The 20,862-nt window shown below is 74.7% G+C and carries 18 protein-coding genes and 1 pseudogene; 8 read left to right on the top strand and 11 right to left on the bottom strand.

Features of this window, described 5'->3' with window-relative positions; all coding sequences use genetic code 11:
* Nucleotides 1–350 precede the first annotated feature (350 nt).
* Nucleotides 351–1,622, bottom strand: coding sequence for a right-handed parallel beta-helix repeat-containing protein (locus tag ABQ292_RS20745; protein ID WP_369209605.1), 1,272 nt, complete (start codon nt 1,620–1,622; stop codon nt 351–353).
* Between the two features lie 349 nt (nt 1,623–1,971).
* Here ABQ292_RS20745 and ABQ292_RS20740 point away from each other — a divergent pair, with 349 nt between their 5' ends.
* Nucleotides 1,972–2,550, top strand: coding sequence for a GNAT family N-acetyltransferase (locus tag ABQ292_RS20740; RefSeq protein ID WP_369209604.1), 579 nt, complete (start codon nt 1,972–1,974; stop codon nt 2,548–2,550).
* Nucleotides 2,551–2,705: 155 nt separating this feature from the next.
* Here the strand turns inward: ABQ292_RS20740 and ABQ292_RS20735 are convergent, their stop codons facing one another.
* Nucleotides 2,706–3,074 (bottom strand): hypothetical protein, encoded by a 369-nt coding sequence (locus ABQ292_RS20735; protein WP_369209603.1) that lies wholly within the window; start codon nt 3,072–3,074, stop codon nt 2,706–2,708.
* 573 nt (nt 3,075–3,647) lie between these two features.
* On the opposite strand from ABQ292_RS20735, the gene ABQ292_RS20730 reads away from it, so the two are divergent.
* The gene (locus ABQ292_RS20730; protein ID WP_369209602.1) at nt 3,648–3,827 is read left to right on the top strand and encodes a hypothetical protein; all 180 of its coding nucleotides are present in this window, start codon (nt 3,648–3,650) and stop codon (nt 3,825–3,827) included.
* 92 nt (nt 3,828–3,919) lie between these two features.
* On the opposite strand, the gene ABQ292_RS20725 is transcribed toward ABQ292_RS20730, so the two are convergent.
* Nucleotides 3,920–4,414, bottom strand: a complete 495-nt coding sequence (locus ABQ292_RS20725; RefSeq protein WP_369209601.1) for a GNAT family N-acetyltransferase — start codon at nt 4,412–4,414, stop codon at nt 3,920–3,922.
* Nucleotides 4,415–4,496: 82 nt separating this feature from the next.
* Between ABQ292_RS20725 and ABQ292_RS20720 the strand changes: the two genes are divergently transcribed.
* Nucleotides 4,497–4,967, top strand: coding sequence for a winged helix-turn-helix transcriptional regulator (locus tag ABQ292_RS20720; protein WP_369209600.1), 471 nt, complete (start codon nt 4,497–4,499; stop codon nt 4,965–4,967).
* A gap of 234 nt (nt 4,968–5,201) precedes the next feature.
* On the opposite strand, the gene ABQ292_RS20715 is transcribed toward ABQ292_RS20720, so the two are convergent.
* On the bottom strand, nt 5,202–5,714 hold the full coding sequence (locus ABQ292_RS20715; RefSeq protein WP_369209599.1) for a DinB family protein: 513 nt from the start codon (nt 5,712–5,714) through the stop codon (nt 5,202–5,204).
* A gap of 161 nt (nt 5,715–5,875) precedes the next feature.
* Between ABQ292_RS20715 and ABQ292_RS20710 the strand changes: the two genes are divergently transcribed.
* Both ABQ292_RS20710 and ABQ292_RS20705 read left to right on the top strand, forming a co-directional pair.
* Nucleotides 5,876–6,058 (top strand): hypothetical protein, encoded by a 183-nt coding sequence (locus tag ABQ292_RS20710; RefSeq protein WP_369209598.1) that lies wholly within the window; start codon nt 5,876–5,878, stop codon nt 6,056–6,058.
* Between the two features lie 168 nt (nt 6,059–6,226).
* Complete coding sequence (locus ABQ292_RS20705; RefSeq protein ID WP_369209597.1) at nt 6,227–6,514, top strand: DUF4287 domain-containing protein; 288 nt, start codon at nt 6,227–6,229, stop codon at nt 6,512–6,514.
* 113 nt (nt 6,515–6,627) lie between these two features.
* Here the strand turns inward: ABQ292_RS20705 and ABQ292_RS20700 are convergent, their stop codons facing one another.
* The 7 genes from ABQ292_RS20700 to ABQ292_RS20670 form a co-directional block, all read right to left on the bottom strand.
* The gene (locus ABQ292_RS20700) at nt 6,628–6,891 is read right to left on the bottom strand and encodes a dihydrofolate reductase family protein (protein ID WP_369209596.1); all 264 of its coding nucleotides are present in this window, start codon (nt 6,889–6,891) and stop codon (nt 6,628–6,630) included.
* 161 nt (nt 6,892–7,052) lie between these two features.
* Entirely contained in the window at nt 7,053–8,501 is a 1,449-nt protein-coding gene (locus ABQ292_RS20695) for a pyridoxal phosphate-dependent decarboxylase family protein (protein ID WP_369209595.1), read from the bottom strand.
* Between the two features lie 222 nt (nt 8,502–8,723).
* On the bottom strand, nt 8,724–9,215 hold the full coding sequence (locus ABQ292_RS20690; protein ID WP_369209594.1) for a GNAT family N-acetyltransferase: 492 nt from the start codon (nt 9,213–9,215) through the stop codon (nt 8,724–8,726).
* 448 nt (nt 9,216–9,663) lie between these two features.
* Nucleotides 9,664–10,290 (bottom strand): antibiotic biosynthesis monooxygenase, encoded by a 627-nt coding sequence (locus ABQ292_RS20685; RefSeq protein ID WP_369209593.1) that lies wholly within the window; start codon nt 10,288–10,290, stop codon nt 9,664–9,666.
* Between the two features lie 135 nt (nt 10,291–10,425).
* Nucleotides 10,426–10,887 carry an ester cyclase gene (locus tag ABQ292_RS20680; RefSeq protein WP_369209592.1) on the bottom strand — a complete coding sequence of 154 codons (462 nt, stop codon included), beginning with the start codon at nt 10,885–10,887 and terminating at the stop codon, nt 10,426–10,428.
* A gap of 152 nt (nt 10,888–11,039) precedes the next feature.
* Nucleotides 11,040–11,765: an esterase/lipase family protein gene (locus ABQ292_RS20675; RefSeq protein WP_369209591.1), complete on the bottom strand. Its 726-nt coding sequence runs from the start codon at nt 11,763–11,765 to the stop codon at nt 11,040–11,042.
* Nucleotides 11,766–12,295: 530 nt separating this feature from the next.
* Nucleotides 12,296–15,523: an ATP-binding protein gene (locus ABQ292_RS20670; protein WP_369209590.1), complete on the bottom strand. Its 3,228-nt coding sequence runs from the start codon at nt 15,521–15,523 to the stop codon at nt 12,296–12,298.
* Between the two features lie 215 nt (nt 15,524–15,738).
* On the opposite strand from ABQ292_RS20670, the pseudogene ABQ292_RS20665 reads away from it, so the two are divergent.
* The 3 genes and pseudogenes from ABQ292_RS20665 to ABQ292_RS20655 form a co-directional block, all read left to right on the top strand.
* Nucleotides 15,739–17,070 (top strand): annotated as a pseudogene (locus ABQ292_RS20665) (multicopper oxidase domain-containing protein); the annotation flags it as partial.
* A gap of 211 nt (nt 17,071–17,281) precedes the next feature.
* Nucleotides 17,282–17,674, top strand: a complete 393-nt coding sequence (locus ABQ292_RS20660; RefSeq protein WP_369209607.1) for a multicopper oxidase domain-containing protein — start codon at nt 17,282–17,284, stop codon at nt 17,672–17,674.
* On the top strand, nt 17,671–20,310 hold the full coding sequence (locus ABQ292_RS20655) for an FAD-dependent oxidoreductase (RefSeq protein WP_369209606.1): 2,640 nt from the start codon (nt 17,671–17,673) through the stop codon (nt 20,308–20,310). Before ABQ292_RS20660 ends, ABQ292_RS20655 begins: the two co-directional genes overlap by 4 nt.
* The last annotated feature ends 552 nt before the right edge of the window (nt 20,311–20,862 follow it).

Here is a 20,862-nt window from a genome sequence, read left to right as displayed (position 1 = left end):
GGGGCCACCGCGACCACCGCGTGCCCCCGCTCCCCGGCCGGCCGGACCACCTGCCGGCCCACCCCGCCGGCCGCTCCCAGCACCACCACACGCACCCGAGCTCCTCCGGCGACCGTGACGGGCTCCTGACCGGCTCAGGATGTCAGGTGACCTGACAGGCTGCCCGGTCAGCGCCACTCGGCGCGACGGGTCGGCCACGGTCGTCAGGGGCCGAGCTCCTCACTTCGCCGTTCGATCCCGTCCCGGTCCTCGCCCGTCTCGTCCCCGCCGGCCGTGGGGCTCGTCACCGGCGGACGGGTCGCGGGGCACGGAGGGGCGCGGGATCGCCGTTCCACGACCTCACGCTGCTGTCAGGGTGCGCAGATCTCCGGCGGGACACTGGCGGTGCAGGTGTTGCCCTCGAACTCGATCCCCTCGCCCACCGGGCGCAGTACCGGGTTCAGGTCGGGCGAACCCAGCACGACGTCGGCCGGGACGTTGCCGGTGATCGTGTTGCCGACCACCTCGATGTCCTCGACCGGACCGGGGTCGATGCCCAGCGGGTTGTCGAACGGCGGCTGGGAGAGGAGCACGAGTCCGCCGGCCGGACTGGCGAGCGTCGCGGGGTCCACGGCGGGCACGTTGTCCTGGATCGCGTTGTCCTTGATGCGGACGTCGTCGGCGTTCGTGACCTGCACACCGACGCCCGAGAGGACCGCCGTGCCACGACCCCGGGTCGACCGGCACAGCAGGTCGTTCCCGGACGACTGGTTGCCGGCGATCGTCCAGTCCCCGCCCTCGACGTCCCGGGTCGCGTCCGGGATCTCGGTGAGCGCGTCGTCGAAGACCACGACGCCGAGGCAGTTGCCGCTGACGCTGTTGCCGACGATCCGGCCACCGCGGGACTCGCGCGCGAAGATGCCGATGTTGTAGCCCTCGACGGCGTTACCGGCGACGCGGGCGCGGGCGTCCTCGGAGTCACTGACGGCGATCGCGGCCGTGCCCCGGGCGGGCTGGTCGGCGGTGCCGCGGTCGACGCCGACCTCGACGTTGTCGACGATGCGGCTGCGGGTCGAGTCGGCGGCCAGGATGCCGTAGCGGCCGTGCCCGTGGCCCCTGGTGCCCCTGACGTCGAAGCCGTCGGCGCCCCACGCGGCGATCCCGTGGGCGGGGTGGTCCCGGGTCTGGAGGTCGGTCACGCTGACGGGGCCGTCCGGGTCCAGGAAGAAGAGCCCGGACACGTTGTCCGACACGTCGCCGGGGGTCTGGTCCGCGGGGTCGACCCGTTCCTGCTCGGTCCAACAGGCGGCGGCCTCGACGGCCGGCGCCTCGTCCAGCGGCCAGTCGATGATCGTCTCGTCGCGACCTGAACCGATGATCGTGAGGCCCTTGGCCTCGATGCACACCGCCTCGGTGTAGGTGCCGGGCGCGATCTCGATGGTGTCGCCGGACGCGGCGTCGTCCACGGCGTCCTGGATGGACCCGTACTCCTCGCCGGGTCCCACCTGCAGGGTGTGCCCACCCGCGGCGGCGACGCCCGAGGGGAGCACGGCGAGCAGCAGGCCCGTCGCGCCGGCCACCGCCAGGCCGCGCACCGTCCGAGCACGGGACCTCGGCCCCGCCGTGGGGGTGTGGTGGTGCATGGTCCGGCCCCTTTCGCCGAGAGGGCGCGCCCACAGGTCCGCGAACGCACCGGCTGTCGGGAGGATCCTGCCGGTTCCGACACCGGAGGATCCTATGGACGAGCGCGCCGTCGTCGGCCCACCTTCGACCGCCGTGCCGGCGGGCGTCCAGACCACCCGGCGGGGAACGTCCCTGCGCCCGAGCCCCCAGCCCCCGGTCGACGTCGTCGCACCCAGGAGAGACCCGTCCACCTGCGGGAGTCGCACGACCACACCGGCACTTCTCCGGTCGGGGGCTGCTCCCGACACCGCTGCCCGGTCCCCGGTCGCCGGGCGTGGACGGTGCGGCCGGCGGCGCTAGCGTGGACGGGTGAGCATCGAGGTCGAGCCGGCGACGAGGGCGCGGTTCGACGACGTCGCGACGGTGCTCGGCCCCAAGAACCCGGCCGCCAACGTCTGCTGGTGTCTGAGCCACCGACTCGACTCGAGGACCAACCGGGAACTCGTCGGGCCGGCACGCGGTGAGTACGTCCGCAGCCTGACCGAGCGCCCGGTCGCCCCGGGCGTGCTCGCGTACGACGGCGGCGAGGTGGTCGGCTGGGCCGCGGTGGCGCCGCGGTCAGAACTGCCCTTCGAGCGCTCGACCAAGATCCCCCACGTCGACGACCTGCCGGTGTGGTCGGTGTGGTGCATCCGCGTGCGTCCAGGTCATCGCGGGAGGGGCGTCGCGCACGCGCTGGTCCGTGGGGCGGTGGACTACGCCGCGTCCCAGGGCGCCCCGGCCGTCGAGGGCTACCCGGTCGACAACCAAGGCCAGAAGGTCGACCTGACCATGGCCTTCGTCGGCACGCGGAGCCTGTTCGAGAAGGCCGGCTTCACCAAGGCCGCGGACACCCGTGCAGTCGCAGGGGGGTTCCCCCGGGTTCTCGTGCGCCGCGTCCTCACCTGAGCCCGTTGCCCGCGCACGAGGCCGTATCCCGCGCACGAGGCCGTATCCCGCGCACGAGGCGCGCAACGGCTGCCAGCGTCGCCCCGCGACGGCGGGCGCGTCCACGTCGTCGCGGCTCGGGCACCACGACACCACTCGGCAGCCGCCTGCTGCGGTCAGGTCCGATCGCGGTCGGGTCGATGCCCGGCGGCGTCCGCTCCGTTCGGGCCTCGCTCCTCGTTCTCGGGCCGTGCTCCCGTGGCCGGCGTGTCCGTGCGCTCGAGGCGTTGACGGATCGCCGCGACGTCGAGCGCCAGGTCCTCCAGCGCCTCGACGGCGCGCGTCGCGAGCGCGATCGTGAGGTTGTCGCGCTGCCGCTCGGCGCTGGGCTCGCGGTCGCCCGGCGGGGTCCCGGAGCGCTCGTGCGGACGACGCGTGGCCTCCGCCCACGGGTCGTCATGGCTGCGCGGATCGCCGAACAGCTCGCGCAGCATCCGCTGCGCCATCTCGAGGAACTCGCCCGGGTCAGGCCGGTCGGTCGCCATCCGTCTCCCCTCTCGGCTCGTGTCGATGGTCTACACCGTCGGGGCACCCTCCCGCCGAAGTCGCACCACCGGTCCGACATCACGTCGGCCCACCGGGGGAGGTCTGGAGGATGTCGCCCGCACCCGTGGGGAGTGGCCTCGCGAACTCGTCCCCGGGCCGGAGGTGGGCAGGGGAGTGCCGAGCCTCGACGACCGGCTCGACGAGCCTTCCGAGGTGGTGCGCCCCGGCGCCGGTCGGTCCGCGGGCCGCACCGGGAACGACGGACACGCCCGTGCGGGGGCGCGGAGCAGCAGACCGGTACAGCAACGCGGTCCGTGTGGCAGCGCGGTCCGTGTGGCAGCGGATCACGGCGGACGACGGCGGGACGGCATGGCGCCGATGACCTGCGAGCCCCCGGCGGGGACAGGAGCGAGGACGCCGGTACTTCCGGCGAGGCCCGATCCAGAGCCAGGATCCTCGGGTGAGCTGCACCCCGTCGACGCGTCGGGACGGTGCGCGACGGCCCCGTGACCACGTCATCCGGGGTGACCGAAGGCAGCCCTGCTCGCCGATGGCCTGACCCTGGAGGACGGATGGCCGACTACACCGCGACCGCGATCTGCGAGGGCGACCACTGGGTGATCGACGTGCCCGGTGTCGGTACCACCCAGGCCGACAGTGTCGACGACATCGAGGAGATGGCGCTCGACCTGGTCATCGCGATGACCCACACCGCCCCCGAGGAGGTGCACCTCCGGGTGCGCATCGTCTGACCGGCCGCCGACGCGGGAGATCGCGTCCACGTCGTGTGCGGCAGGCCCGCCGAGTCGTTGCCGCGACTGCTTACCCGACGGTCCATCCCGGGTCAGGCGGCGGCGGGCACGGGCGCGCTGGTCAGGGGGCTCTGCACGGCGTAGACGCCGTGGGCGGGCGTGAGGACGGCGCCGGGGAGCAGCCGGCGTACCAGCCCGACCATGCGGCCGTTGTCGGCCTGGACGTCGGCCGTGAGCCTGCGTACGCCACGCCGTGCGGCCAGCTCGGTGAGCTCGGTGAGCAGATGGCGGCCGACGCCGACACCCTGCCAGGCGTCCTCGACGACCACGGCGACGTCGGCGGTGGTGGGGTCGACGGGGGAGCGGTCGTAGCGCGCCACCCCCACCACCTCGCCGCCGACGACCGCGACGAGCGCCTCGCGCAGGTCGTGGTCGACCTCGACGAGCCGGCGCGCGTCGGCCGGCGGGTGGCGCAGCGGCGCGTGGAAGCGCCGGTAGATCGTCTCGGGGGAGAGTCGGTCCCACAGCCGGCAGAAGAGCGGGCCGTCGTCCGATCGCACCGGCCTGGTGTCCACGGGGATGTCCATGCTGACCTCCTGGGTTCGGCAGGTGAACTCTGCTCTCCCCGGGTCAGTTCGTCAAGTGAACTCAGCACGCTATGCTAGCTCCATGAGCGAAGCCCCGTGGGACCGGTCGCGGTGCTCGGTCGCGGGCACGCTGGCCGTCGTCGGCGAGAAGTGGAGCCTGCTCGTGCTGCGCGAGGCGTTCCTCGGTGTGCGCCGGTTCGCCGAGTTCCAACGGGTGCTCGGGGCGCCGAGGGCGGTCCTCACCGACCGACTCACCAGGCTCGTCGACGAGGGCATCCTCCGGCGGGTCCCGTACCAGGCGGAGGGGGAGCGGCAGCGGCACGAGTACCGGCTGACGCAGAAGGGCATCGACCTCCACCCGACGCTGGTCGCCCTGATGGCCTGGGGGGACAAGTACCTGGCCGAGGACGGCGACGTGCCCGTGGAGCTGCGGCACCGGGACTGCGGCGAGCCGGTACACCTGAGCCTGGTCTGTGACGCAGGGCACGAGCTCTCGGGCGCCCGTGACGTCCTGCCGGTGCCGCGTGTCCCTGGCGGCGGAACCGACGGCTGAAGCCCGGGTCCCTCTCAGCGCCAGCAGCGCCCGTGCGTGCTCCGCGGTCGGGTGGGGCGCGTCCTCGCGCTCGACGCCGGGCTGTCTCACCGCCGCCACGTGGTCGGCGCGGATGCCGGTGCGGATCCCGCTGCTGCCGGAGTTCGGCGCCGACACCGCCACCGGCCTGTCCGTCGTCGAGATCGACCGCTACCCCGCCCGCTGAGGCGTGGCGCGGTCATCCTCCGAAGCGGATCACCCCATCGTCTTCTGGCCGTCGATCGACTCCCGCAGGATGTCGGCGTGGCCGGCGTGCTGAGCGGTCTCGGCGATGACGTGCAGGAACACCCGCCGGGCCGACCAGCGGGCGCCCGGCTCGAACCAGGGTGCCTCCGGCAGCGCGTGCTCGGCGTCCAGGTCGGGCAGGGCGGCGACGAGCTCATCGGTGTGCCGGGCGACCGCCTCGTAGTCGGCCAGCACGCCCGCCAGGGTCTCCCCGGGCGCGAGGTGCCAGTGCCGGGTCGCAGCGTCGGGGCCCCAGTTGCGGTTCATCGCCTCGGCCCCGCCCTCGGCGAACCGCACCCATCCGGCCTCCGTGGCCGCCACGTGCTTGATCAGCCCGGCCAGGTCGAGCGCGCTGGCGGTCGGCCGCCGCGTCGCCTGCTCGTCGGTCAGGTCGCGGACGGTGAACCGCAGGAAGGACCGGTGTCGCCGCAGCGACTCGATCAGGTCGGCCCGCTCTCGGGTGAGGGTGGTCGAAGCGGTCATGGGATCGCCTTCCGTCGTCTTCCGGTAGGTCGGTCCCGACGCTAGGGGGAGGGAGCACCGGATGGGACGGATCGGAATCCGCCGATGACCTCGGCGCAAAGGAACGGTCATACCTGCGAGCTAGCGTGCAGTTCGCAGGCACCGATCGCCAGGAGGTCGTCATGAGTCCGACCGTCGCCAGTCTCGACCAGCTCGACTACGACATCTCGGTCGCCTACATCGCGCTCGGCGTCGCCCGCAGCTCGTGGGCCCGGTGTCCGAGCGCGGAGAACGCCCGCGCCGTCGACGAGGCGGAGGGCTGCATGAACCGCCTGCTCGACGAGCGGTTCGCCGCCCAGCAGTGACCGTCCGCGAGGAGCGGCCCGGGAGGGTCACCGGCCCTGACCACCTGACCGGGGAGATCCGCTACGAGTGGATGGACGGCAGGCGCCTCCTGATCCAGGACGTGGGCCTGCACCGGTCCGGCGGGCACACCGGCACCGCGCCGGAGCGGATCGACAGGAGAGAGCAGCATGAGCTTCCAGGCGTACCTCGACAACGTGGAGCAGAAGACCGGGCTGACACCCCGCCAGTTCATCGCGCTGGCGCACGAGCGCGGCCTCGATGAGCCGTCGACCAGGGCGACAGCCATCGTGGAGTGGCTCAAGGAGGACCACGGGCTCGGACGCGGACACGCCATGGCCTTGGTCCACGTGATCAAGAACGGCGAGAGGATCGACGCCGAGCACGTGGGGACGACCGGCTCGCATCGCGACGAGTCGGACACGCTCCGGCTCGACGGGGTGCGCGACCGCCCCTGACTCCGGCGGTTCGCCACGTCATCGCCGCCGCGAACCGCCATCGACCCGGAGGCGCTCGCGCAGCAGCTCGTGGCCGACGCCGGCTTCGAGCAACCGGCGCCACCGATCGACGGCTACGGGATCGGGTCGGCCCACACGATGTGGTCCCGGTCGCGCCGGCCGTACGGCGCGACGAGTGGGGCGAGCGCTTCGCCCTCCGCCGTGGGCCAGAACTGGACGAACTCCTCGTAGGTGCGTCTGCCCAGCAGCACCTCGTCCACGGAGTCGAGCAGCGCCGCGTTGTGCCGGTCGGAGGGGGAGTCGGTGACGGCGTCGAAGACGTCGGTCTCCCCGTCCGGGCCGGCGACCATGCCGTCGACGGAGATCCACTGCTGCACCAGTACGCGTCCCGTGCGACCACGCTCAGCACGTTCCGCGGCCGGTCCGCGGCCTCGTTGCGCCGACCGTCGGGGTCCCCGGCACTCATCGGTCCGCATGGCAACGCGTCGTCCGGTGCCGCAGCGGTACCGGATGAGGCTCCGATCAGCTCGGCACGACGTCATCCACCTGCTGTGCGTGCGGCGGCGATGATCGCGTCGGCGCTGCGGTGGGCGTCGGCCGGGGTCGTCTGCCACCCGACGACCGAGATCCGCATGACGCTGCGTCCGCGGAAGGTGCTGCCGGCGAGCCAGCAGATCCCGTCGCGTTGGACCCGCTGGACGACCGTGCTGGTGAGTGCGTCGTCGTCGCCGAAGCGTACGAGGACCTGGTTGAGCACGACGTCGTTGACGACGTCGATGCCGGGCTCGGCGGCGAGGCGCCGTGCGATCAGCCGGGCGTGGTCGCAGCACCGGTCGACGAGGTCGGCCAGGCCGTGGCGTCCCAGCTGGCGCAGCGCCGCGTACACCGTGACGCCTCGTGCCCGCCGGGAGAACTCCGGTGACCAGTCGAAGCCGTATGGCTCGTCGTCGTCGTGCGCCGGGACGTAGGCGCTGGTCGAGGTCATGGCCACCCGGTGGGCGCGCGGGTCGGCGACGATGGCGATCCCGCAGTCGTAGGGGACGTTGAGCCACTTGTGGCCGTCGGTCGCCCACGAGTCCGCGTGCTCGGCGCCGGCCAGGAGCCCGCGACTCCGCGGGCTGGCGGCGGCCCACAGGCCGAACGCGCCGTCGATGTGCAGCCACGCCCGGTGCTCGCGACAGATCCGCGCGATGTCGACGAACGGGTCGAACGCCCCGGTGTTGATCTCTCCTGCCTGGGCGCAGACGATCGTCGGGTCGCCGGTACCGCCGGCGAGGGCGTCGCGCAGCGCGTCGGCGCGCATGCGGCCCTGGTCGTCGACGGGCACCACGTCGACGAGTTGGCCCAGACCCAGCAGCCGGCAGGCGACCCCGACCGTGACGTGCGCGTACTCGCCGGCCAGGACGCGGACCCGGGGCGCGCCGTGCAGGCCGTGTGCTTCGACATCCCAGCCGGCGTCGCGCAGGATCGCGTGCCGCGCGGCGGCCAGGCAGGTGAAGTTGGCCATCTGGCAGCCGGTGACGAACCCGACCCCACTGGACGCCGGCACACCGAGGAGCTCGCGGACCCAGGTGGCGGCGACCTCCTCGACCACCGACAGGGCCGGTGAGGCGACGAAGCCCCCGCCGTTCTGGTCCCACGCCGACACCAGCCAGTCGGCCGCCACCGCGGCCGGCACCGCGCCGCCGATGACGAACCCGAAGTACCGCGGTCCACCCGACGCGACGAGCCCGGGGTCGACGTCGCGCGCCAGGCTCTCGACGACCACCGAGGGATCCTCGCCCTCGTCGGTGAGCGGGCGCGCGAGCGCGGCGCGCAGCTCACCGAGTCCCGCCTGCGCGCCCACCGGCCGGTCCTGCAGCCCGTCGATGTACCGGCGGGCCAGTCGGGCGGCGTCGTCGAGACAGTCGTAGCGCCGATCCGACGCTCGGGTACCCCCCACCTGGAGGGACCGACCGGAGATCGTGGACGTGTCGTCGCTGTCCATGGCGGTCCTCCTCGCCGGCCAGGCCGTCGGCCCAGGATGGTCCGCCACGGGGCCGTGCACCAGGGAGAGGGCGCTCGGCGATCGCCGGACGGTCGGCCCCCGCTGCGCGGTGTAGGTGCACGGGGGCTCGCCGGTCCTGGACGTGTTCGGGCCCGAGCCGTTCGTGGCCCACCAGAGGACGTCCGACCCGTCGTTCCGGCACGGCTGCTGGTACGAGGTGCCTCAGGTGGTGCGAGCGGCCTGCGGATGCCGTGCCATCAGCGCGCCCGGGTCGGGGAACGGCTGGAAGCCGTGCCGTGCGTACAGCGCGTGCGCGTCGGCGGTGAGCAGCAACTGCAGGGAGGCGTCGGCGACGGCGGGATGGGCCAGGGCTGCCTCCACCAGTGCTCCGGCCAGCCCACGTCGGCGGTGCTCGCGGAGGACGAAGAGGTCATCGAGCCAGGCGTGCGTCACGGTGTCGGTGACGACGCGGGCGAAGGCCACCATGGTCGGTGTCGCCGTGGCCAGGTGCACCGAGAGCGGCAGCGACGTCCGCACCGACCGTGCGACCCGTTCCCTGCTGACACCTCTGCGCCAGTACGACTCGCCGGACAGGAACGCGTGGGCGACGTCGACGTCCACGCGCCCGGGGTCGTCGGTGATCTCGTAGGCGCCGAGCCGCCGCAGCGTCGATGCCGTCGTCAGCAGTGCGGCGACATCGACGGGGGACGGCATGGCGACTCCAGGTCCATGGGGGAGGGGCGTGGGCGGTTGCACGACTCCAGTGCACCCGATGGGCCTGTCACGATCCTGTCCTCGTGGCATCCGCGGCCGGCGACGGGCGACGGGTGATCGGGCCGAGGCCTCGGACCCGGTCCACGGCGACGGGGCCGGCGTGGTCCGGGAGGCCGTGGGTGTCCACGATCGACTCCGGTGCCTGCTCGGTGTCCGTGGAGGAGGTGGTGACCGTCGCCGACCGGCGTCGCGCCGTCGTCGCTGACGTGCCCGACGCCGTAGGGGTCGCCCGCCTCGAACCGGACCGGATCGGTGTATCCGGGCGGGACGATGTACCCGCCCCAGTGGTAGAGGGTGTTCGACAGCGCCAGCAGGGTCGATGCCTGCCGCACCCGAGGCGCCTCGTGGGGCCCGGCGCGGGCCGGGCCCCTCCGCGTGAGTTCCCGGGTCAGACCGTCTCGGGTACCCGGAGGTGGGCGAGGACGAGGTCCATCTCGGCGACGTCGAGGATGTCGATGCCCATGATCTTCACGCCCTCCTCCCGCAGCGTGCGGGCCTGTTCCCGCGACTCCTCGAGGTGGGCGCGGCCGTCGAAGACGACCGTGCCGACGGCGCGGCCGTCGTCCCGGTCGATGAGCAGGCTGAGGCTGCAGAAGCCGGGCATCTCCTGGATCCGCGGCATCAGGCTGGTGCGGTACATGTCGAGTACCTGGTCGGCCTTGCCCGGGTCGCCGCGGCTCCAGGTGATCCGCGCGCAGGCGCCGTCCCCGGCGGGGTGCTCGCGGTGGAGGACGGCGATCTCCCACTCCTGCACCTCGAGGTCGTCGCCTGCTCCGAAGCGGTCCATCAGGTGCCGGCGCATCGGGGCGACGCGCTCGGCGCTGGCCTGCATCGCCTGCCGGTCCTCCCAGGCCGACGTCGCGATGCACCGGCCGGTCTCGCGGTCGCACATCATCGACAGGCCGATGCAGCCGTCCATGTCCTGCACGGCCGGCCAGACCTCGTCCCGCATGTAGGCGATGGCGTCGTCGAGTGAGCCGGGGTTGCCGCGGATGGTGGTGGATCGGGCGTACATGCCGCCCTCCTCTCGGACCGGCAGCGACGCCCCTGCGGCATCACCGCACGGCCGAGCGTCCTCCCTCGCGGGGCACCGGACAACGGTCCTCCGCGCGCGGGCCGCCGTCCCGATCCCCTGCCGGCCCCGGTGGTCTCAGGCGCCCGTCCCCGGCAGGGGCGGCAGGACACCGGCCTTCGTCAGCCAGCCGAGCCAGTCGCCGAGGTGCCAGGCCTCGGACACCCTGTCCCCGGACCAGTGCAGGACGTGGGCGCCCTCGGCGGACGTGCGGTTCCCGGTCGGCTCCACCCCCGGGAGCAGCTGCGTCGTCCCGGAGAGGACGGCCTCGACCGTCCAGCGGTGCACCGAGGTGTTCGCGTCGACGACGTGCTCGTGCACCTGGACGTGGATCTCGGAGAAGCCGGTGCGGAACCCGGCGACGAACTCCCGCAGCTCGGCCCGGCCCATGTCGGGGAACGGAGGCCCGTGGTACACGACGTCCTCGGCGAAGACCTCGTCCACGGCCGACACGTCGCCCTGCTCCCAAGCGGCCATGAAGCGGATCACCGCCTCACGCGCCCGCTCCCTCGAGACGGTCGAGCTCCTGGACTGCGTCATGGCACGACTCCTTCCGCCGGACCTCCCTGGGGCGTCCCCGATGCTCCTCGCACCCCTGCGGCGCGCCAGGGTCGTCCGGCCCCCGGCCGCCGACCTCCCGAGCCACCTGGCGGGCGCGTCGGTCGCCGACTCCCGGGGGCGGGGGGCACCGGCTAGCGACGTCGGGGGAAGAAGGGGCGCAGGGCGAGCGGTGGCCGGAACGGCTTCCAGGCCCCCTCCGCCGTGCCGAGCCGATCGGCGAGCAGCCACAGCACCGCGGGGTTGTGGGCCAGACCCAGGTGGCTGCCTCGGACCTCGACGTTCTCACGGTGGCGGCGGACGGGATACCGGCAGGCGGACCAGTCCACGATCCCGTCAGCCCTGCTGAACACCGAGGTGGCGGGCACCCGCAGCGAACCTGCCTCGGCCCACGGCCGCGGGAGCGCCGCGGTCCCCCGGGGAGGCCATGGGCCGCGGTCGACCAGCTGCGACAACGTCTGCACCCACGGCGGGCGCCGGAGGAACGGGCTGCCCAGGGTGATGAGCCCGCGGACGCTGCCCGGTCTGGCCCGGGCCAGCTCCTGGGCGTACAGCCCGCCCAGACTCCAGCCGACGAGGCTCACCCGTCGACCGGAGTCCCGGTGCAGCTGATCGAGCCGGGCGCGCAGATCCTGCACGACCCGTCCCGTCGGGCCCCGGTTCGTCCCCAGGCTCCAGCCGGACACGTCGTGCCCCAGGGCGAGCAGGGCTCTGCGCAGCAGCATCGTTGAGGGATCGCCGGTCAGCAGGCCCGGGAGGACCAGCACCGGGTGCCCGTCCCCGCGGGGCGCCGTCGCCGGCAGCGGCCAGGTCCCCAGCAGCGCGGCGAGGTCGACGCCGGCCCGCCATGGCTCGGTCACCCGCAGAGCAGGTGAGACGGTCCGTCGCGTCACTGGCACAGGCACGTCCGTTCTCGAGTTGGACCAGGCCGGCGTCCCCAGCCCGCTGTCCGAGTGTGCGGTACGCTCCGATCCGCACGGCTCGGTTGGCGGTGCCTCCCGACCTCGTGCGTGCTCAGCGGCGAGCGGTCGTCCACCCGGTCGGTGCCGGTCCGATCGCGGGTGGTGCCGGCCAGGGGAGTCGTACGCACCGGATCCCGACCGCGTGCAGCGGAGCCGAGGACCTGTGGGCACGGTTGCGCACCGACCAGCCGCTCGGCCCGGAACAGGGGGAGACGGTGATCAGCGCAGCACCCGTCGAAGGCGGCGACCGGCTCAGTGGCGCCCGGGTCGCCCGTCGCCCCGACCGGAGCACCCGTGGACGGGGCGGGGCGGGCAGCGGCGGACACGAACGGCCTCTGCGCAGACCGAGGAGACGTCGCACGGGCCGTGTCCGCAGCTCGAGCGTGCCGGTGCCGCGGTCCTGTCCGTGCCCGTCCGCACCGCTGCCGTCAGCGGTGCGCCGGGACGCCCTCCAGGTCGCCGACGACGGCGTGGGGCTCCGTCGCGCCGGCCCGGTGCGCTGCGTCGAACGCGGCGTCCCCCAGCAGCCTGCGGGCCCGGTGTTCCGCCCGCTCGATGTCGAGACGCTCCAGCCGGGAGGCCGGACGGTGCCGCTCGTCGCGCCACCAGGTGGCCGCGCCCAGCAGTCCGGCGGCTGCGGAGGCGTCACCGCGGGCGGCGAGGCAGGCCAGTCCCTCGAGCGCGGCGGCGTGCCCAGGGGCGGTCTGCCACGCCCGGCGGTGGGAGGAGGCGGCGCTGTCGAGGTCTCCCGCGGCCTCGGCGAGGTGACCGAGGCCGACCAGGGCGGTGGCGGTCCACTCCGGTTCGTTTCCCCCGGCCAGCAGGTGCTGCGCCCACGTCAGGTGCTCGCGGGCGGCACCGAGGTCGCCGCGCTCCCGGGCGAGCAGCCCTTCGCCGACGGCGGCCCGTGGATTGCCCTCGGCGCCCAACTGCCGGGCGACGGTGTGGGACCGGGCGAACAGGCGGGCGGCCCGGTCGAGGTCGCCGAGCAGCAGGACGACGTGGCCGGCGCCGGCGAGGGCGTACTGGACGGTGTTGGCCGGCCCGACCTCTTCCCCGCTGGCGAGTGCGCCCTCGTACACGGCCAGCGCCTCCTCGAGCCGGCCGGAGCGGTGCAGCGCGATGCCGAGGTGGAACTGGATCGCCGAGACGCCCCACTGGTCGCCCAGCGCGCGGAAGGCGGCCAGGGCCCGGTGCCCGACCGCGGTGGCCTCGGTGAGGTGGCCGCCGGCCGCGTGCAGCTCCATCCGCACGAAGTCCGTGAGTGCGGCGCACCAGGCGTCGCCTGTCCGGGCGAACACCCGGGCGGACCGCTCGAGCTGGGCGAACGCCGCTCCGGGGTCACCGGCGCCGATGGCCTCGACCGCGAGGAGCGTGTCCGACAGGGCGGCACGGAGGTCGTCGCCGAGGTCGGCGAACAGCGCCCGGCTCTCCGCGGCCGCGGCGGCACAGTCCGCGTCGGGGTGCACGATGCAGGCCCCCGGGCGGGCAGCGACGGCCAGTGCCTGGAGCGCCCGCGCCCGCGCCACCGGCGACCCGGTCGGAGCGGCCGCCAGCATCGCGGCGACCCGCCGACCGCCGTCGGGGCGGGTCGCGAAGTACCAGTACCACCCCAGCGCGCCGACCAGCCGCAGCCCGGCGTCCGGTTCGTCCGCCGCGTGCTGGGCGCACCAGGTGAGGGCGGCGTCGATGTCGTTCCGCACGGCCGCCAGGCGCGGCAGCCATCGCCCCTGACCGTCGCCGTGCAGCTCGCCCTCGGCGCGTTCGGCCACGTCGAGGAGGTGGCCGACGTGCGCCCGGGCCACCCAGTCCTGTTCGCCGGACTCGGTCAGCCGCTCGCGGGCGTACTCGCGGACGGTCTCGAGCAGGTGGTACCGGGCGCCGGCGTCGCGGCCGACGACGGTGCGGTCGACGGCGACCAGGGACCGGTCGACCAGCCTGCCGACAGTGTCGATGACGGCGGCCGGGGTCAGCGGCTGGCGGCCGGCGACGACCTGCACGGCCGCCAGGGTCCAGCTGCCGCGGAACACCGACAGCCGGCGCAGGAGCACCCGCTCCGGCTCGGTGAGCAGCTGGTGGCTCCAGTCGACGGTGGCGCGCAGGGTGCGCTGGCGTGCCTCGGCGGTGCGCGGACCGGTGGTGAGCAGGGTGAAGCGGTCGCCCATGCGGCCGGCGAGCTCGTCGACGGGGATGGCGGCGACCCGGGCGGCGGCCAGCTCCAGGGCCAGCGGGATGCCGTCGAGGTGCCGACAGACGTCCGCGACCGCCTCGGCGTTGTCGTCGCCGAGGCGGAAGTCGGGCAGGACGCTGCGGGCGCGGTCGACGAACAGCTGGACGGCGGCGCTGGCCGCCACCTGTGCGGTGTGGGCGTCGGTGGGGACGGGCAGGGGGTCCAGCGCGCACTGCACCTCGCCGCGGGCAGCGAGCGGCTCGCGGCTGGTGGCGAGCAGCCGCACCCGTGAGCAGGACTCCAGCAGCCGCTCGGCGAGCACCGCGCAGGCGTCGGCGAGGTGCTCGCAGTTGTCCAGCACCAGCAGGACCGCGCGGCCGCCGAGATGTCCGAGCACCCGGTCCTCCGCGGTCGCGGTCGGCACGTCGCGGACCTCCAACGCCGCCAGCACGGCGGGCGCCACCTGCGCCGCGTCGGTGACCCCGGACAGTCGGACGAACCCGACACCGTCGCCGAAGCCGCCGGCGGCGGCACGTGCGGCCTCCAGCGCCAGGCTGGTCTTGCCCACGCCGCCGGGACCGGTGACCGTGACCAGCCGGTGCGAGCGCAGCAGCGCGGCCACGCGGTGCAGATCGCGCTCGCGGCCGAGGAAGGACGTCAGCCGCGGCGGGAGCGGCCGTGCCGCCGTCGGCGGGGGTGCCGGCGGGGTGGAGGGGACGGCGACGGCCCGGTCCGGCCCCTCGAGGTCGGGGCGCTGCTGCAGGATCGCCTCCTGCAGACCGCGCAGATCGGCGCCCGGTGCCAGGCCGAGCTCGGCGTCGAGCACGGCCCGGGCCCGCTGGTAGGCCGCGAGCGCGTCCGCCTGCCGACCGGCGCGGTACAGCGCCAGCATCAGCCGGGCGTGCAACCGCTCCCGCAGGGGGTGGGCCGCGGTGAGCGCCTCGAGCTGGGGGAGCACGTCGGTGTGCCGGCCGGCGGCCAGCTCCAGGTCGATGAGCTCCTCCCGGGCCGCCAGCTGCAGCTCGGTCAGCCGGGCCGCCTCCGACCCGGCCCAGCGGGCCTCGGCGAACTCCGCCAGCGCGGCGCCACGCCAGCAGGCCAGCGCCCGGCGGTGGAGCCGGGCGGCCCGCTCGGGGTCGGTCGCCGCGGCGGTGCGGGCCGCCGAGACGAGGTGCGCGAAGCGCAGTGCGTCCACCTGGGCCGGGTCGACGTCGAGCAGGTACCCGGGCGGACGGGTGACGAGCACGTCGGCGAGCCCTGCGACGGCCAGCGCGCGGCGGAGCTTCGACACCCGCCCCTGCAGCGCGTTGCCCGGGTTCGCCGGCAGTTCCTCACCCCACAGGGCGTCGACGAGAGCCGGGACGGCGAGCACGCGGCCCGTCGAGAGGGCCAGCAGCGCGAGGAGCTCCCGCTCCCCGGCACCGGGCAGCGACCGGGCCCGACCGTCGACGACGAGCTCGACCGGCCCCAGGACGCGGATCTCCATGCGCCGCCCTCCCCGGACCGCTCAGCCGAGGCGCCGATTGTCGATCGCACACGACACCCGCACAACGAGCTCCCGCCCGGTGGAATCACTGCGGTCAGCGATCGGACAGCGTTCGGACAGCACCTCCCGGCACGGTCGGCACCGACCAACTCGCACCGGAGGAGCCCGTGATCTCGGTCCACGTGCCGGCGATGACCTCGCGGTAGGACGTCCGGGTGGTCAGCGCCCGGATCAGCGACGTGCCGGGCGTGCAGACCCTCCAGGCCGACCTGGCCACCCGGACCGTGCGGGTGACCGGTCCCGCCGACCCGGCCGCGGTCACCGCCGCCATCGGCACCGCCGGCTACGACACGGTCCCCGTCGACTCCCACTCCGCCACCGCCGGCTCCGCCGACGGATCCCCGCTTCCCGGCACCACCCGAACAGGAGGACGTCCCGTGGACACCTTCTTCTCCACCGACACCACCGACCTGCCCCTAGCCACCCGGCCCGAGGTGCTCGAGCTCGGCGACGGCGACGAGCTGCAGCTGCGGATCGCCCCGGTCGCCAAGCGGCTGGGCGATGCCACGGTGCGGATGCTCGCCTACAACGGGTCGATCCCCGGCCCCACCCTCCGGGTCCGGCAGGGCTCGGAGATCGTCGTCCACGTCACCAACGACACCGACATGGAGACCACCGTGCACTGGCACGGGCTCCGGCTGGACAACCGGTACGACGGGGTGCCGGGCGAGACGCAGGCGCCGATCCCACCCGGCGGTGGCTTCACCTACCGCGTCCGGTGCCCCGACGCCGGCGGGTACTGGTTCCACCCGCACGTGCGCGAGGACGTCCAGCAGGAGATGGGCCTGTACGGCACCATCCTGGTCGACCCCACCGAGCCGGACCACTGGCCACCGGCGCACCGCGACATCGTGCTGATGCTCGATGACGTGCTGGTCGAGGACGGCGCCCTGGCCCCGTTCCACCGGACCGGGACGAACTACGCCGCGATGGGCCGCTACGGCAACGTGCTGCTCGTCAGCGGTGAGACCGACCTGTCGCTGACCGCCCGCACCGGCGAGGTGGTGCGGCTCTGGCTGACCGACACCGCCAACAGCCGCGTCTTCCGCGTGGCCCTGCCCGGGGCGCGGATGAAGCTGGTCGGCGGCGACAGCGGCCGGATGGAGCACGAGGAGTTCGTCTCCGACGTGGTGCTGTCCCCCTCGGAGCGGGCCGTCGTCGACGTGCTGTTCGACCGCCCCGGCGCGTTCACCCTGGAGCACCGCAGCCCGCAGCGCACCTACCGGCTGGCGGCGATCGCCGTCACCGACGAGGCCGCCGAGCCACCGCTGGCCGAGGCGTTCGACGTGCTGCGCTCCGCACCGGAGCTGACCGCCGAACGGGAGCAGCTGGGGGAGTGGCTGTCCGCACCTCCGGACAAGGTGCTGGCCATCGTCGCCGAGATGGACGACCCCGCTACCGCGGCGGCCGGGCCGGTCACCTACGCCTGCCCGATGCACCCCGACGTGGTCAACGACCAGCCCGGCCGGTGCCCGAGGTGCGGCATGAAGCTGATGGCGACCCCGGCGGTCAGTCGCACCAGCTCGGACGTGGACCAGGACGTGGAACAAGGTCACCCGGGCCACGACACGGACCACGGACACACGGGCCACGGCGAGGCGCAGCCCGTGGCGACGGCGCACGGCGCCACCCACGCACGCGCACGCGCACGCCGGGCACGGTGCCGGGACCGCCGACGGCATCGAGTGGGAGGACGACATGGCCGAGGTGAACCGGCAGACCACCACGGCCACCGTGCGCTGGCAGCTGCTCGACCGCACCGCCGGCGGCAACGCCCCGCCGGTCGACTGGCGGTTCACGGTCGGGCAGCGGGTGAAGATCCGGCTGGTCAACGAGATGGACTCCGACCACCCCATGCACCACCCGTTCCACGTGCACGGGGCCGGCCGCTTCCTCGTGCTGGACCGCGACGGTGTCCCCGAGCGCAACCTCGTGTGGAAGGACACCGTCCTGCTGCGCACCGGGGAGACCGTCCACATCCTGCTCGAGCTCTCCACGCCGGGCGCCTGGATGGCCCACTGCCACATCGCCGAGCACCTGCACAGCGGGATGGTGTTCAGCTTCACCGTCACGGCCGGAGCGACCCGGTGACCGCCCCGGAGCCCGGCGCAGCCGCCGCCGAGCCGTTCGACGTGGTCGTGATCGGCGGCGGCCAGGCCGGCCTGTCCGCCGCCTGGCACCTGAGCCGGCACGGCCTGCGCTACCGGGTGCTGGAGGCCGCCGGACAGCTCGGGCAGTCCTGGCGGTCGCGATGGGACTCGCTGCGGCTGTTCACGCCGGCCGAGCGCGACGCGCTGCCCGGCCTGCCGTTCCCCGCGCCGGCCGGCAGCTACCCGGGCAAGGACGCCGTCGCCGACTACCTGCAGGCCTACGCCGCCGCCTTCGACCTGCCCGTCGAGCTGGACGCGCGGGTCACCGCGCTGCGCCGTACCGAGGCCGGGTTCCAGGTCAGCACCGCCGGGCACACGGTGGCCGCGCGCCAGGTGATCGTGGCCACCGGGCCGTTCCAGACGCCGTACGTCCCGCCGTTCGCCGCCGGACTGGACGGGTCGGTGACCCAGCTGCACAGCAGCGAGTACCGCAGCCCGGGGGAGCTGCCCGACGGTCCGGTGCTGGTCGTCGGCGGCGGCAACTCCGGCTTCCAGATCGCCGCGGACCTGGCGCAGACCCGCCCGGTGGAGCTGTCGGTCGGCTCGGCGTACCCGGCGCTGCCCCAGCGGCTGCTGGGCCGGGACCTCTTCTGGTGGTTGACCCGGCTGGGCCTGATGAGGGTGACCGCAGCCTCGCGGCTCGGCCGTCGGGTGCAGGCCCGCGGCGAGTTCCTCATCGGCACCGACCGGCGCCGCCTGCAGCGAGCCGGCGTCCGGTTCCGGCCGCGGCTGGTCGACGCCGCCGGCCGCACCGCGCGCTTCGCCGACGGCAGCAGCCGTGACGTCGACGTCGTCCTCTGGGCGACCGGCTACCGGACCGACCACACCTGGTTGGACGTGCCCGGGGTCGTCCGCGACGGCCGCGTCGCCCACTCCGCGGCGTCACCGACGTCGCCGGCCTGTACGTCCTCGGCCTGTCCTGGCAGCACACCCGCGGCTCGGCGCTGCTGGGCTTCGTCGGGGACGACGCCGCCCACGTGGTCGACCGGGTGGCCGCCCGGGCCGCCGCGCTGCACCGCGACCGCGACACCACCGCGGGCGGCGAGCCGGCGCGCTCCGCCGCCGCACCTCCCGCCGCGCCGACTGCCATCACGCCACACCCGGCCCGGACCTGACCGCCGAACCCGGGAGACCGCCATGTCCCGCACGACCCAGCACGGCGGACGGAGATCGGGCAGGGAGACGTCCGGCGAGAAGGTGGTCGCGTTCCCCGTCTACCCCGGCGTGACCCCGCTGGACCTGGTCGGCCCGCTCACCGTGCTGCGCACCACGACCAGGACGCCGTACCGGACGGTCGTCGTCGCGGAGCGGGCCGAGCAGCTGCCCACCGACACACCACTGGGCATCGTGCCGGCCGTGACCTTCGCCGACGTCCCCGCCCCCTGGGCGGTGATCGTGCCCGGGGGCGGACCGGCTGCCCTGGCCGCGACGGGGAACGAGGCGCTGATCGGCTACGTCCGCTCCGCGGCGGCCGGCGCCGAGCTGGTCGGGTCCACCGGCAACGGGGCGCTGCTGCTGGCTGCCGCGGGCCTGCTGCACGGCAAGCGGGCGGCGATCCACTGGGCCTACGCCGAGCCGCTGGAGAGGCTGGGCGCGATCCACGACCCGGGGCGCTGGGTCGAGGACGGCCCCCTGCTCACCGCTGCCGGCGGTACCGCCGGCATCGACACGGCCCTGCTGGCCCGGCGCAGCCGGCTGGAGATCCCCGGTACGCGACTGGCGCAGCTGTTCATGGAGTACGACCCGCAGCCGCCGTTCGGCCGGGTGCAGCCCGGCGCGGGGGACGACGCGCTCGCCCGGGTGCTGCGGAAGCCCACCGCCTCGGCCGCGGCAGGCGCCGATGACGGCGGGCAGCGGCACATCGCCTTCGTCCTGTACCCCGGGCTGACCGTCCTGGACCTGATCGGTCCGCTGCAGGTGCTCACGGGGCTGGAGCGGTTCGCGCCGGAGTACCGCACCGTGGTGGTCGGAGCCGCTCGCGAGCCGGTGCCCACCGACGTGGGCCTGCCGGTCGCCCCCGACGCCACCTTCGCCGAGGTACCGCAGCCGGACGTCCTGGTCGTGCCGGGCGGCGCCCTGCCCACCATCCGCGCGATGAGCGACCCGGCGGTCCGCGACTACGTGCGCACCGCTGCCGCCTCCGCCGACCTGGTCACCTCGGTGTGCACCGGCTCGCTGGTCCTCGCCGCGGTCGGCCTGCTGGAGGGCCGCGACGCGACCACCAACTGGTTCTACTCGGGGATCCTGGAGAGCCTGGGCGCGACCTACCACCAGCGGCGCTGGGTCGAGGACGGGGACCTGGTGACGTCCGCGGGGGTGTCCGCCGGCATCGACATGGCGCTGCACCTGGTCGCCCGGCTCACCGACGAGGCCACCGCCCGCAGGGTGCAGCTGGCCATCGACTACGACCCGCACCCGCCCTACGGCGGCATCGACTGCGCCCACATCCCGCCGCTGCCGCGCGCCGTGCGACGTGCGATCAGCCTCGCCGCGCCCGTGGTCGTGGCCCGGCCCGAGCGGCTCACCCGGGCCTACCGCCGCGCGGCTGCGGGAACCCAGCCGGTGGCCCGTCCCTGATCGCTCGGCGATCGCGAGGGAGGCGGACACGGTCGGACACCGCCGGCGGCCCGTCCCGCAGCACGCCCGACCCAGCCGGCTGCGAGCGGCCGGGCCATCCCGGCGAGGGCCGGCTGCAGGGCCTCCCCGCGGACCGGTCGCAGCGCGACGATGACCGGGGCGGTGACCAGCGGCGGCAGGCCGCCCTCGACGGCGCCGCGCACTCCGCCGACCAGGTCGCACACCCGCGCCGAGGCCGGGGCCGAGGTCACCGCGGTGCCGGTGCGTGGACGGGGGTCGGCTCCACCGCGGGCTCCTCTCGAGCCGGCCCCGCGCGACCGTGGCGGGCGCGGTCCCCACCGTGGTGGTGGCGGCTGTCGAGGCGCTGTCTGTCGGCGGCCGGCCCCGCGGACCGCGCGCGTGGGTCCGGTCAGCGCTCGCACAGCGCCAGGACAGCGCGGGCCGGGAGCGTCTGCCCCGCGATCGCGAGCCACTGCCGAGGCCGGTCACGGGTGCAGGCCACGGGACGAACCGCGACGCCCCGCTGTTCGCGCGGTACCCCATGCCGGTGTT

Origin of the sequence: Geodermatophilus maliterrae (genome assembly GCF_041018925.1) — a bacterium.
Taxonomy (GTDB): Bacteria; Actinomycetota; Actinomycetes; order Mycobacteriales; family Geodermatophilaceae; genus Geodermatophilus; species Geodermatophilus maliterrae.
The sequence above is the reverse complement of the archived record's forward strand: the minus strand, read 5'-3'. Positions and strand labels throughout refer to the sequence as shown.

Coding starts and splice junctions, on each gene's coding strand:
- ABQ292_RS20745 (WP_369209605.1), bottom strand. CDS start 1,622: ATGCACCACCACACCCCCACGGCGGGGCCGAGGTCCCGTGCTCGGACG.
- ABQ292_RS20735 (WP_369209603.1), bottom strand. CDS start 3,074: ATGGCGACCGACCGGCCTGACCCGGGCGAGTTCCTCGAGATGGCGCAG.
- ABQ292_RS20730 (WP_369209602.1), top strand. CDS start 3,648: ATGGCCGACTACACCGCGACCGCGATCTGCGAGGGCGACCACTGGGTG.
- ABQ292_RS20725 (WP_369209601.1), bottom strand. CDS start 4,414: ATGGACATCCCCGTGGACACCAGGCCGGTGCGATCGGACGACGGCCCG.
- ABQ292_RS20720 (WP_369209600.1), top strand. CDS start 4,497: ATGAGCGAAGCCCCGTGGGACCGGTCGCGGTGCTCGGTCGCGGGCACG.
- ABQ292_RS20715 (WP_369209599.1), bottom strand. CDS start 5,714: ATGACCGCTTCGACCACCCTCACCCGAGAGCGGGCCGACCTGATCGAG.
- ABQ292_RS20710 (WP_369209598.1), top strand. CDS start 5,876: ATGAGTCCGACCGTCGCCAGTCTCGACCAGCTCGACTACGACATCTCG.
- ABQ292_RS20705 (WP_369209597.1), top strand. CDS start 6,227: ATGAGCTTCCAGGCGTACCTCGACAACGTGGAGCAGAAGACCGGGCTG.
- ABQ292_RS20695 (WP_369209595.1), bottom strand. CDS start 8,501: ATGGACAGCGACGACACGTCCACGATCTCCGGTCGGTCCCTCCAGGTG.
- ABQ292_RS20690 (WP_369209594.1), bottom strand. CDS start 9,215: ATGCCGTCCCCCGTCGATGTCGCCGCACTGCTGACGACGGCATCGACG.
- ABQ292_RS20685 (WP_369209593.1), bottom strand. CDS start 10,290: ATGTACGCCCGATCCACCACCATCCGCGGCAACCCCGGCTCACTCGAC.
- ABQ292_RS20680 (WP_369209592.1), bottom strand. CDS start 10,887: ATGACGCAGTCCAGGAGCTCGACCGTCTCGAGGGAGCGGGCGCGTGAG.
- ABQ292_RS20670 (WP_369209590.1), bottom strand. CDS start 15,523: ATGGAGATCCGCGTCCTGGGGCCGGTCGAGCTCGTCGTCGACGGTCGG.
- ABQ292_RS20660 (WP_369209607.1), top strand. CDS start 17,282: ATGGCCGAGGTGAACCGGCAGACCACCACGGCCACCGTGCGCTGGCAG.